General features: G+C 57.2%; 6 protein-coding genes. 5 read left to right on the plus strand and 1 reads right to left on the minus strand.

What is annotated here, in order from left to right:
• Nucleotides 1–146: 146 nt before the first annotated feature.
• The 4 genes from HB375_RS18350 to HB375_RS05305 all read left to right on the plus strand — a co-directional run bounded on the left by HB375_RS18350 (nucleotide 147) and on the right by HB375_RS05305 (nucleotide 8,024).
• Nucleotides 147–2,051 (plus strand): calcium-binding protein, encoded by a 1,905-nt coding sequence (locus HB375_RS18350; protein WP_167671939.1) that lies wholly within the window; start codon nucleotides 147–149, stop codon nucleotides 2,049–2,051.
• Nucleotides 2,052–2,125: 74 nt separating this feature from the next.
• Nucleotides 2,126–6,265: a beta strand repeat-containing protein gene (locus HB375_RS05295; RefSeq protein ID WP_167671940.1), complete on the plus strand. Its 4,140-nt coding sequence runs from the start codon at nucleotides 2,126–2,128 to the stop codon at nucleotides 6,263–6,265.
• Nucleotides 6,266–6,987: 722 nt separating this feature from the next.
• Nucleotides 6,988–7,515: a hypothetical protein gene (locus tag HB375_RS05300; RefSeq protein ID WP_167671941.1), complete on the plus strand. Its 528-nt coding sequence runs from the start codon at nucleotides 6,988–6,990 to the stop codon at nucleotides 7,513–7,515.
• Nucleotides 7,516–7,625: 110 nt separating this feature from the next.
• Entirely contained in the window at nucleotides 7,626–8,024 is a 399-nt protein-coding gene (locus HB375_RS05305; protein WP_167671942.1) for a transcriptional repressor, read from the plus strand.
• Between the two features lie 729 nt (nucleotides 8,025–8,753).
• On the opposite strand, the gene HB375_RS05310 is transcribed toward HB375_RS05305, so the two are convergent.
• On the minus strand, nucleotides 8,754–9,713 hold the full coding sequence (locus HB375_RS05310; protein ID WP_167671943.1) for a helix-turn-helix domain-containing protein: 960 nt from the start codon (nucleotides 9,711–9,713) through the stop codon (nucleotides 8,754–8,756).
• Nucleotides 9,714–10,005: 292 nt separating this feature from the next.
• Between HB375_RS05310 and HB375_RS05315 the strand changes: the two genes are divergently transcribed.
• Nucleotides 10,006–13,323, plus strand: coding sequence for a calcium-binding protein (locus HB375_RS05315; protein ID WP_167671944.1), 3,318 nt, complete (start codon nucleotides 10,006–10,008; stop codon nucleotides 13,321–13,323).
• The last annotated feature ends 221 nt before the right edge of the window (nucleotides 13,324–13,544 follow it).

Raw genomic sequence — 13,544 nt, forward strand, 5'->3', positions numbered from 1 at the left:
ACCGCTCTGTTCCCTGGCAGCCAATAACCGTTCCTTGGGGGCCAAGACGCCCTCGGTGACCTCGCGTTAGATCGTTGCATAGGGACAAATTCCGTCAAAATCCGGTTCGCGTCCCTAACCGCAGTTTTAACGTGAGGGGGTACGCCATGGCTAACGAGGCGTTTGGGGCAAATCAGCTTTCCGTCAATGGGATTGACTGGGAGGAGCAGGAGAAGGCGCTGACGACTCCTATCGAAGGCGGGGCGTCGCTGGCCGATACCTCCTCCGTGCAGTCCGCCAATCCGGGGCAGGTCTATGAGCTGACGGCCGGGGCGGACGCTCTCTTCGGGACGGGCGGCGACGACACGTTTCGCGTGAATGTCTACACCGATCTCTCGTCGCAGGACGAACTTCATGGGGCCGACGGGATTGACACTTTGATGGTGTCGGTTGCTGCAGACCTGTCCTCACTGAAGGCGTTTGATGGCATCGAAGTTATTCAAGGCGATGACCGGGGCACCCATATCACGATTTCCGCCGAGCGCCTTCGGGATGTTTTGACGATTTCTGGTGGTGCGGGGACGGACGTTCTTGTCCTGACCGGCGGCGTCACCAGCCTCGTCGGCAAGACGATCCTTGGAATCGAGCAGATCATTTTTGACGGCTCCAAGATGTTGCTCACGGTTGACAGCAAGGATGTCGCGCTTGCGGTGAGCGGTAGCAACGATAGCAGCAGCACTCTCATCTTGACCGGCGGCGCTGCGTTTACCGCTGCAGAGGTGGAGCGGCTCTTCAAGCAAGGCATTTCCGTCGTTAAAGACAGTGCTGGGACCTACACGAATCTCGTCCCTGAACTCACCGGACAAATCGGTGGGTATGTGAAGGCCGGCGAGCAGATCCATTTCCTGTCGAAGACAACCCTCATTGATGACGACATCCGTGATATATACGTGCAGATTGAAGGCGCGCGCGACGGTATTGACCATTGGAGTGTCGATACAAGCGGACGTGTCCAGCTGGTGCAGCAGGACGGCTCGACGTTCGTGAGCGTTGACGGGACCATCATCGGAGCTCTTCAGGACTTCGGTCCCCAGAATGGGATGAATCTGTCAGCGAACTCGAACGCGACTATGGAGCGGGTAACCGAATTTCTTCATGCACTAACTTACTGGACTTCGAATCTGGAAGATCCAATCGGTCATCAGGTCAATTTCCGCGTCGCCATGATGGATCAGGTGGGCCGGGAAATGAACACGTGGGGCAAAGTCTTCATCGGCGAAGAGCAGAACTCGGCGCCCACCGACATCATTCTCTCGGACCTGACGGTCCTTGAGCATGATCTCCCCGGTTCCGGCATCGGCCTGTTCACGACGGAAGATGCGAATGCTGGCGATACCTTTACCTACACGCTCATCGACGATGCCGGCGGATTGTTCGCCCTCGATCCCCTCCGGAATAACAAGCTCGTGGTTGGGGATGGCTTCCGCATCGATTTTGAGCGCCAGCGGGAACACGACATCGTCGTACAGGTCGATGACGGCCATGGCGGTGTATTCCAGAAGACGATCACCATCAGCGTCCGCGACGCGGCTCCGGAACTGACGCGCGGGACTGAGGGCGATGATCTCATGCTTTCCGATGTCGGCAATGACATGTTGTTCGGCAACGGCGGAAACGACACCCTCATCGGTGGTGAAGGGCGTGACCGCCTGTATGGCGGTGTGGGCCACGACGTGTTCGTCTTTGACCAGCCCCAAACCTTGTCCAATCGAGACACCATCCACGACTTCAACACCGCGGAAGACATGATCTATCTGGCGAAGGGCTTCTACGTTACCGCGGGTGCAATAGGTGCGCTGACGGAACAGGCCTTCGTTGTCGGATTGGAGGCGACGACGGAAGATCAACGCTTTATCTATGATATCGAAGAAGGCCGGCTTTATTACGATGCCGATGGCAGCGGCGAAGATTTCACCATGCGTGAGATCGCGTTTTTCGCCGGAGACGAGAAGCCGGTTCTGACGTTCAGCAACTTCTATATCTACGACAACGTCAATTCCCCTTTCATCTGATCAAGAAAAAGGCGTGGGCCCCACATCTAGTGGGGCCCAGTGCGTCCTGACACGAGAAATTTGGAGATTCAATAATGGCTTACAATCTCACAATCGTTGCCGCATCCGGGGGAACACAGGGAACGGGCAGCAACGGCCCGTACACGGTCATTTTCCCCGAGAACATCGCGACCGACACCGTGATCGGCACGATGGTCGGCTTTGACACGACGAAGAATTATACTTTCCGTTTCAAGACGGTTGGCGGCGTCCTGTACGATGGTGAGGGCCGCTTTAAGATTGTTGGAGACAAGATCGTCGTTGCTGACGGCGGCGATGTTAAGTTCAATTACGAGGACATTTCGCTCTTCAACCTCAAGATCGAAGTTGTCGACGCGTTGGGAGTCGTTCAGCATGAAGGCGGCTATAACGTCAGCCTTACGGACGTTAATGAGGCTCCCAAGAATCTCAATCTCTCCAACACGTCAATCGTTGAGAATTCAGCCGGTGCCCTCATCGGCAACCTGACCGCATCCGACCTCGATGCAGGCGATACCAAGACCTACTCGATTACGAAGGATGATGACGCCAAGTTCGTCATCACCAACAACAAACTCTACCTGCGCGCGGGCGTGAGCCTCGATTATGAAACGAAGCAATCTCACAAGGTAACGGTGCGCGTAACGGACAAGGCGGGGCTCTTCGTCGAAAAGGAGTTCACCATCGCGGTCACTAACGACCCTTCTGATGACGCCCCCACGAACACGGCTCCGAGCAATGTCCGCTTGACGACGGGTGGCACGACGGCGGCTGTGAATGAGAACTCGGGGGCAGGCACGCCTGTTGCGACGGTAACGGCGGATGACAACGGCGGCACCGCGGGTCTTCGTTACACGACGAACAGCTCGGTGTTCGACATCAACGCCACCACCGGCCAGATCACGGTGAAGAACGGTGCGGTTCTCAACTATGAGGGCACGAACACCTACACGATGACGGTGACGGTGACGGATTTGAACGGCACCGGCCTGTCGACGCAGCAGACCTTCACGATCAATCTGAACAACGTGAACGAAGCGCCGACTGGGGTGAACTTCACGAACGTTCAGACGGTCCAGGCAGGTGCGACGGGGGCGAATTCCCAGGTCGTGAAGGCGAATGCTGTCGATCCAGATGCCGCCGGAAGTGGCTTCACGAACAACAGCTACCGTTTCAGCAACGGCAACCTGACCGACGACACGGGCCTGTTCAAGATCGACGCCACGACCGGCCAGATCACGACCACGCGTGCAGTGACGGCAAGCGACGCCGGAACGAAGACGTTGAATGTCGTTGCGTATGACGGAAGCCTTGTCGGCCCGGCTGTGGCGTACACCGTCACTGTGCAGGGCGCAGCCAACACGGCTCCGACCAATGTCCGCCTGACAGCAGGTGGCACGACGGCGGCTGTGAACGAGAATTCGGCGGCAGGCGCGGTTGTCGGCACCGTAACGGCGGACGACGACGGCGGCGCATCGGGTCTTCGCTACGCGACGAGCAGCTCGATGTTCGACATCAACGCCACCACCGGCCAGATCACGGTGAAGAACGGTGCGGTTCTCAACTATGAGGGCACGAACACCTACACGATGACGGTGACGGTGACGGACACGAACGGCACCGGCCTGTCGACGCAACAGAACTTCACGATCAACCTGAACAACGTGAACGAAGCGCCGACTGGGGTGAACTTCACGAACGTTCAGGCGGTCCAGGCGGGTGCGACGGCGGCGAATGCCCAGGTTGTGAAGGCGAATGCTGTCGATCCGGATGCTGTCGGAAGCGGCTTCACGAACAACAGCTACCGTTTCAGCAATGGCGGCCTGACCGACGATACGGGCCTGTTCAAGATCGACGCCACGACTGGCCAGATCACGACCACGCGTGCAGTGACGGCGAGCGACGCCGGAACGAAGACGTTGAATGTCGTTGCATATGACGGAGGCCTTGTCGGCCCAGCTGTGGCGTACAATGTCACCGTGCAGGCCGCGACCAACACGGCTCCGACCAATGTCCGCCTGACAGCAGGTGGCACGACGGCGGCTGTGAACGAGAACTCGACGGCAGGCACGGTTGTTGGGACCGTGACGGCGGATGACGACGGCGGCGCGTCGGGTCTTCGTTACGCGACGAACAGCTCGGTGTTCGACATCAACGCCACCACCGGCCAGATCACGGTGAAGAACGGCGCGTCTCTCAACTATGAAGGCACCAACACCTACACGATGACGGTGACGGTGACGGACACGAACGGGACCGGCCTGTCGACGCAGCAGAACTTCACGATCAACTTGAACAACGTGAACGAAGCGCCGACCGGGGTGACCTTCACGAACGTTCAGGCGGTCCAGGCGGGTGCGACGGGGGCGAATGCCCAGGTTGTGAAGGCGAATGCCGTCGATCCGGATGCCATCGGAAGCGGCTTCTCGAACAACAGCTACCGCTTCAGCAATGGCGGCCTGACCGACGATACGGGCCTGTTCAAGATCGACGCCACGACTGGCCAGATCACGACCACGCGTGCAGTGACGGCGAGCGACGTCGGGCAGAAAACTCTGAAGGTCGTTGCATATGACTCTGCAAACGGCTCCCTGATCAGCCCTGAAATCTCTCACATCTTCGATGTCGTTGCCGCGGATATACCGACCATCTGGATCACCGCCGCGGACGCAGTGAAGAATGAGGGGAATTCCGGAACCACCGCCTATACCTTCACAGTCACTCGAAGCCACGGAGTCGGAGCCTCGAGCGTTAACTGGAACGTCGCGGGGACGGGAAATGATCCGGCGACGGCGGATGACTTCGTCAGCATGAGCGGCTCGGTCAGTTTCGCGGACAAGGAGACCGTCAAGACCATCACCGTTCTGGTGAAGGGTGATACGGTGTTTGAGGCGAATGAGGCGTTCACCGTCACGTTGTCGGGCGCCACGAACGGGGCGATCACCGGCGCTTCCGCGACTGGCGTCATCAACAATGACGATGTGGCGCCGGGCGTTCCGACCGTCTCCATCGTTGCGACGGACGCTGTGAAGGCTGAAGGTGATACGGGGACGACCGATTTCACCTTTACCGTCACGCGCAACAGCAGCGTCGGTCTTTCGACGGTCGACTGGTCGCTGGGCGGAACCGGAAACAATCCGGCAGCCTCAAGCGACTTCGAGACGACGAGTGGCACAGTTGTCTTCGCGAACGGCGAAACGACGAAAGTCATCACGATCAAGGTCAAGGGTGATACCGTTGTCGAAGCCGACGAGGGCTTCGCCGTGACGTTGGTTAATCCGGAGAACGCGGTGATCGACACGGGTGTTGCCTTCGGCGAAATCCGCAATGACGACACGACCCCCGTCCAGAACCGCGCGCCGACCGACATCACCATGTCGAATTACAGTGTCCAGGAACTCAGCGGTGAGACGACTGTCGTCGGTCAACTGTCGACCGTTGATGCCGATAATACGAGCGGTTTCACCTATACCTTGATCGACAATGCAGGCGGGCGCTTCAAGATTACCAACGGCGTCCTGGTCGTGGACAACGGCTTCAAGCTCGACTTCGAACAGGCGACGTCTCACCTGGTCAAAATCAAGGTGGAGGATACCGCCGGTGGGACATTCGAAAAATCGCTGACGATCTCTGTCACCGACATGCCGCGAGAATTCACCCTCGGATCTGTCTACAATGACATCTTCAAGGGCGGAGCGGGCATTGATCGTCTCTCAGGGAATGCTGGAAATGACACAATTTTCGGCAATGGTGGAAACGACGTTCTCGCTGGCGGTGCCGGTAACGACGTGCTGAGAGGCGGCCTCGGCAAGGATGTCCTGACTGGTAACTCAGGAAAGGACACCTTCGTCTTCGACACCAAGTTCAACGCGAAGACGAACAAGGACCTGATCAAGGACTATAGCGTCAAGGACGACTCGATCTGGTTGGAAAACACCCTCTTCAAGTCGAACAAGGCGCTTTACGCCACGATCAAGAAGGGAACCGAGGCGAAGCCTGCCAAGCTCGCCAGCAAGTTCTTCACTGTCGGTGACAAGGCGAAGGATAAGGACGCCTACTTCGTCTACGACTCGACGAAGCGCGTCTTGTATTACGATGCGGACGGTGACGGTGCGAAGGCTGCCGTCGCTATCGCGACCTTCAGCAAGAACAAGGCACTGAAGAACTTCATCTATAAGGAGCTGTTCTTCATCTAAACGAAGAGCATCGCGCGAACAGAGCCCCGGCAGGCAACTGCCGGGGCTCTTCAGTTTTCGGGCATGTTTCGTGCGATGTCGGAAGTGATTCGCCGATTACTTCACCGGAAACCTACAGGTGCGCTGTATTACAATGCAGACGGATCCGGCAAAGGCGCAGCCCTGAAGTTTGCCTAACTCGGCAGAATCTCAAGATGACGGCGTCGGATTTCTACGTCATCTAGTCGAAGCAGTAACTCTCACGCCTCGTGCCGGTGGAGCATCAGGTTTGTTTCACCGCCGACCGCCTGCCTCTCGCCAAGCGCCATTCGCTCGCGCTATGACCTACTACGATGCCGACGGATCGGGCGCAGGGGGGGCGTTGAGATTTTCACGACGAAGAAAGCTATCAAGTTTGTCGCCAACGAGTTCATGATTATCTAACGCTGGAAATCAGACGCAACTCGAACCTCGGCGCCCCCGCGCCGAGGTTTTTTATTTCTGATGTCAGCGCGACAGCCGTCCTTGTAAGCGCTGAGCGTGTTCTTGCTCGCGATTTGTCTGTTCCGATGTATCTCGAAGCAACTCTTTTCCTTCGACTTTTAAGTCCGGACCTGAAGGGCGCGGTCGTATTATAACATACATACATGGAAACTGTTCCGTTCTAGCCAATTCTAGTTCCGCGCACGCCAAGACATATATCCTGAACTTGACCAGGTTGCATTTCGGAAACGAGATCGCGAATGCGAAATGCTATTGCGAAGCTGAGCGATGATCCGCTCGGTCCAGCGGCGATTGCAGACGATCTGTTCAAATGGACGATCCATTGGAAGCGCACGATCATGAAGAAAGACAACCATGGATATGGAAAAGTCAGCCTCATAACGCCGGCACTGCACGTGATATCGATGCTTAGTATCAATGTGCTCGTGGTATTGGTTGCGTTGAACTTGGGCGCGAGCAGTTTGCTCGATCTTGATTTCAGAGAGGGATTATACTTCTTCTCAGAAATTTATATGATCGCTCTGCTCGCGATTTTCAGTTTGGTTTTTCTTCTAAACGACCTCCCGGGAGCCATACTTGTCAAGCTCGCCGTTTGGATTGGTTTCAAGAGCTTTGGCAGCAAGCGGTCGGCAAACTGGCGGGCGAAGCTCAATAGAAGCGGACGAAGCCGGAGCTTCGCATCCAGGCTGGTATCCTGGCTCGATGGTTATTCAGATCTCCGTGGCTTCTCGGATCAGGAGAAGCTTCCGAACTGGCGATATAACTAGGGCTTTTCCTCTTTACAGAAAACGAGACGCGGACATTGCTCACAATGAAGACGAAAATGCGAGACGATACACTCCTGATGACTCCAAGAGAGTTCTGCTTGGCGAGAGGATTGAACTTCACGCCGATGCGCCAGCGTGTCTATCGGGAGATAGCGGTGAATGGGAGCATTGGAGCCTATGAAATCGCGCACAATCTCAGCTCTCTTGGAAAGCAGGTCAATGTGACCAGCATCTACAGAGCCCTGGACTTTCTGCTTTCGGGGGGGCTGATCTACAAAGTGAATCTCAGTAAGAAATTCGCTGTCGCGCCGTTGGCTGAGGCCGTGCCAAGCGCCGTCAATATGGTGCTGATTTGCAAGGCCACGGGGCTCGTTACGAAGGTCTATTCCTCAGAGTTGGAAGAGCATATTGCGCAACTGACAAGGAAGATGGGGTTCAGCATGACGCGAGCCGTCGTCGAAATTGAAGGAGATGGCAATCGGCCCCAACTCGCGCGGAGCGCCTCATAACGCCACGACGCGCGTTTCCATGGAGCGAAGCCGCCTGACGCGCGGCCTATCCTTAGCCGTCATCGTCTCTCACTCATCTATCTATCTGGGGATGCGTGCGGTGTCGTGTTGCAATTGACCTGCCTGTTCCTTCCGAGAGATTTCTATGAAGTCCAAGGTTTTGTGTAGGCGTCTCGCTCGATGAAAGCCGCTATGTGCGTGAGGCGATGCTAAATCGGATCCGGACCTCGTTTGAAGCGCACAACTTGCCAAATGACGCAAAGCTGGCGACGCTTTCTTGGGGCGGAAACGCTCTGACCGTATGGGGCAGGGTTTCGGTGCATGGGCGCGCGCGAATAGCTATGGTAATGTGGCGACGTTTGATCGGTCGACCGGAGGTTTCTTCCTTGGTGCCGACCTCTTCGCCGACCACTGACATCTAAGTTTTGTTGATGGCTATAGCCAAAGCGCGATTGACGTCGAGAAACGGGCCTCGCCGGTGATTGTCGACAGCTATCACGCGGCGTTCTATGGCGGCACGCAATTTGGCGCGTGGGGCGTGCGGACATGAAAATCGGCGTCGTCTATTCGGGTCAACTTACAAAGAATGCGTAAGATCCCGCCGTTAAGGCGAGCATACTCGTCAAGTTCTACTCAGAGCGCAGTTCTCTGGGGACGACAAACGCGCGATGACAACGCAGGGGGCCGTGATCATAAGCCTCTGCGTTTTGCCTCAAACGGCGGCGCACGTCATGCGCATGACGCCAGGGACCGGCGGCCGTTGCGCGTGTCTCCCGGCGTTTCATCCCATTGTGCGCGATAGCGCCTATAAAAATGCGAGAGGTCACTGAAGCCATACTCAAAGGCAATGTCGGCGATCGTTCTATGATCCTCAGACGGCGTGCGTAAGACATGCCGGCAAGCATCGAGACGCGCGGCGATCATGTTCTCGCTGAAAGACTTTCCGGTAAGTTCGAAAAGTTTATGAACATAGCGCTCCGAAACGCCGAGATGCTGGCTGACCTTGGTCGGGTTCAGGTTCGGGTTCGTGAGATTCTGATGGATGAATCGTTTCGCTGCGGCAAGCCGTGCCGCGCGCAGCCCGCCGCGAAGCTGTTCCACCTCCCCGGGCTTTGCAGTTGCAGCCAGGAGATCGCAGAGAATTTCCCCGGCTTTCTCGCCGACTTCGTCCGGCAGCGTGCGGATCGTTCGGGATAGCGAAGAAACGTAGTCGGCCAGAAGTCTGACAACGCCTGAGTCTTTTGACAGTTGCTGACTGACATCGAAAGCTGCTCCCAGGCGGCTGTCGAGAAGACGCTTCGGAATATGGATGGTCGTCGTGTTCAGGCTCCGGTCGAGAATGAACGCGTCGCTTGGAGCGGTGGTGTCAAAGATGGCAATATCACCGGTGCTGAGGGAAAACTGATTGCGAGCGACGGAATGCGCCGTTCCGCCATTGATGAACTGAAGGCAATATGCCTCTTCGGTCGCGCGGCGGATTTCCGCCGCGTCACGGTACATGCGCTGCGGGGGAAGGCGGGCAAGCGACAGGTTTACCGCGCCGAGACCAAACATCTCAACGCGAGCTTCGAACGCTCCGCGACCCGATCGCTCAGCCTTCATGCCGAGGAAGGAGTCGCAGATCACATCGAGCCAGAAGGGAAACTGATCTTCAGTCTTTAGGGCACTTGTATCGAAGATGAGGGGCATGCGAGGTCTTGAGGCAATTAGTAATGATGTATCATGCACAGATGTAAATGATGTATCATATGCATATAGAAGAGAATAACATATAGTTATATTTATAGTATAGTGTCTCAAAGCTAAAACTAAGTTTGTCTGAAGTGGGCGCAGGCGGGCGAAAACAGTTCTCTCTGGACCAATCAGAGTTCCCTCTCGTCCAGAGACGCGAGAGCGTGAGCCTCCTAGACTCGAAGGTTGGACACGAGCTTTTTTGCGAATCCCCCGCGAAATCAGCGCATCAACCGAGGTTAAGGACATCATGACCGCGCCAGCATTTTGGAACAGCGAATTCACCGTTAACTCGACCACGACGAATGACCAGAACGAGCCTGTCGTTACGGCCCTCGCTGATGGACGTTTCGTGGTGACATGGACCGATTGGAGCCAGGGGGAAGGCGACACGACCGTCCGCGCTCAGATGTACAATGCGGATGGTTCCAAGAAGAGCAATGAGTTCGTCGTTCACAGCACGACGACGAACAATCAACATCAGCCGTCGGTCACGGCGTTGAGCAACGGCAATTTCGTCGTCGTCTGGGCCGACGACCGTCTATCGACGGAAGCGAATCCGAATGTGGAAGTCTACGGCCGGGTATTCAATGTCGATGGAGTGCCGGTAGGGAATGAGTTTCTTGTTCCGATGCAGATGGGCGGCGGATCGACAAATGGGAATCAGATGTTGCCGAGTGTCTGCGCGATCTCCGGCACAGCGGGTTTCGCGGTTTCCTGGCACGACGACAATCCGCACGGAACCGACTCGTCCGGCTCGTCCATCCGCACGATCATGTATAATGGAGACGGAACGCCTCGCACAGGCGAAATACAGGTCAATGTCAAGGCACAAGACGACCAGACGTCGCCTGCTATGGCCGATCTCGGCAATCAAAAGTTCGTCGTTGTCTGGACTGATCAGACGGGCGATGCCGACCAGAGCGCCGCAATCAAGATGCGCATCGTCAACAGCGACGGGACATTCGCAACTGGGGAAAACCGCGTCAACACGGAGGTGGGCGGCGATCAAATGAATGCCAAGGTCACTCGCCTCGCCAATGGCGGATTTGTCGTGACATGGCAGAGCGGCGAGCTGAACGACTATGAGATCGCGGCTCGCGTTTATGACGCTTCCGGGGCTCCGATCGGGGGCGAATTCGCGGTCAATTCTTCGACGTTCGATAAGCAGATCGAGCCGACGGTCACGGCTTTGAACGATGGTCGTTTCATGGTGACCTGGTCGGACAATAGCGAGTTCGTGGAAAGCGACTACGAGGTGAAGGGGCAGATCTTCGCACTTTCCGGCGGTCACTATGCAAAGGACGGCGGCGAGTTCCGCGTCACGACGGGGGGAATACACAATCAGCAGAAGTCTTCCGTAACCACGCTGGTCGATGGCCGCGTGGTCGTTGCCTGGTGGTCGGACAATGGGGATTCATCGTCCGGAGCCGTCCATGCCCGCATTCTCGAGCCGCGCGAAGCCGGCATCGAACTTCCCGGGACTGCACTCAACGACGATTACATCGGTACGGCCTTTAATGACACGCTGCACGGAGCGGGCGGCAACGACAAGCTCGACGGGGCCGGCGGGAATGACATTCTGGACGGTGGCGCTGGCGCCGATGCCCTCATAGGCGGAGCCGGGTTCGACTATGCCGATTATCGTTCTTCGACCTCGTGGGGCGTTAACGTCAATCTCCAGGAGGGAGGAGGCGAGTACGGAGATGCCGCGGGCGACGTCTATGTCGGCATCGAAGGTGCCTATGGAAGCGCGTTTGGCGATTCCTTCATTGGGAATGGCGCAGCGAACCACTTCCTCGGGGGCGACGGAGACGACTATTTCACCGCTTCTGCGGGCGCGGACACCATGGACGGTGGTCGAGGTATGGATACGGTCGACTATTGGGGTGCCACATCATCCGTCATCATTTCGCTCATGCCTGGCGCTGTACAAGGTGGCTTCGCAGCAGGGCAGGTTCTTATCGACATCGAGAAAGTCTTCGGATCCGCCTTCAACGACACGATGAGCGGTAATGATGAAGTCAACTATCTCATTGGCAATGCAGGAGATGATTCCCTAAGTGGCCTCGGTGGGGATGATTATCTCGCTGGCGAGGCCGGCAACGACACGCTGCTTGGCGGAAGCGGGGCAGATCTGTTGATCGGCCAAGAAGGGAATGACCTTCTCGAAGGAGGCTCTGGCGCCGACACTCTGAGAGGGGACGACGGTATCGACATGGCGTCCTACGCCCACTCGTCTGAAGCCGTGGTGGTGTCCCTGGCTGATCCCAGCATCAATCAAGGTGTCGACGCCATCGGCGACCGCTATCTCGGTATTGAGGGGCTGATCGGTTCCGCTTTCAACGATTGGCTGATTGGTGACGCAGGCAACAACATTCTGGAAGGCGGTGCGGGTGCCGATACGCTCGATGGTGGCGACGGGTTTGATATCGTCAGCTACGCGAGATCCTCAAGCGCCGTCCGCATGGATCTTGGAGGCATAGGGCTCAGTACCGGCGATGCGGTGGGCGACGTTCTTATCAGCATCGAAGGCGTCGAAGGATCTCAGTTTGATGACGTTCTCATCGCGGGGAGCTCCGGCAGCTACTTCCTCGGCGGTGGCGGGAACGATTGGATGCAGGCCGGCGGGGGTGCGGACAACCTGAATGGTGGCGATGGTTTCGACACAGTGACGTGGGCGACCGCGAGCGGTCGTGTCGTCGTCAACCTGTCTAATCAGGCCGCGAATGGCGGAGCGGCGTTGGGTGACGTCGTGACCGGCGTCGAAGCGTTCTATTTGACCGCCTATGGCGATCACTTCACCGCGAACCCGGCGACCTCCGTCACCGTCTATGGGATGGCAGGTAACGATGTGATCATCGGCTCCGCACAAGCCGACTATCTCGACGGTGGTTCCGGAAGCGATGTGCTTCAAGGCGGCGGCGGGAACGATACCTATTTGGTCGATGTCGCATCTGACGTCGTCGTGGAACTCGCCGGAGGAGGCTACGACACGGTTTACGCAAGCACGAACTATGTTCTTGGCTCGCGTATGGAGGTTGAGGTTCTTTGCGCAGCAGGAGGGTCCGCGTCCATCTCGCTCACGGGATCTGAAACCAACAATACGATCATCGGGAATGATGGTGCCAATCGCCTCGAAGGTAAGGGGGCGCGCGATGTTATCCGCGGCGGGGCTGGTAACGACCGCATCGATGGCGGCCTTCACTCGGACACGCTCGATGGCGGTGCGGGGCGCGATATCTTCGTGTTCAGCACGAAAATCGACAAGAAGAAGACGAACGTCGACAAGATCGTCAAATTCAATGTCAAGGATGACTCAATCCACTTGGAGAACGCGATCTTCAAGGCGCTCGGCAAGGGGTCGGTGAAGAAGCCGGTGAAGCTGAAGGCTGACATGTTCACGATCGGCAAGGCGGCAACCGATGAGAATGATAGGATCATCTACGACAAGAAGACGGGTGCCTTGTATTACGATGCAGATGGAAGCGGTTCAGGCGCGGCTCTGATGTTCGCTCAGCTCGATAAGAACCTGAAGCTGACGGCAGCGGATTTCTTCGTCATCTAGCAGCCAGGGGGGGCGGCCGTGCGGCGGAGCGATCACTCCGCCGCACGATAGTGGGATCGGTGATTGCCACGGCCGCCATCTTCGGCGTCGGTGGTCGTTTACATGACCGGACGCTGGTGGCAGCGGCAGCGGGGCGGCCCCTGGAGCGTTGCTATCGAGCGCGGCCTCGGGCCAGTCGCGGTCGGATTGATTTTCGCCGGTCCTCTCGCCGTCGCCCAGGC

Origin of the sequence: Microvirga terricola (genome assembly GCF_011777495.1) — a bacterium.
In the GTDB taxonomy this organism is placed as follows: domain Bacteria; phylum Pseudomonadota; class Alphaproteobacteria; order Rhizobiales; family Beijerinckiaceae; genus Microvirga; species Microvirga terricola.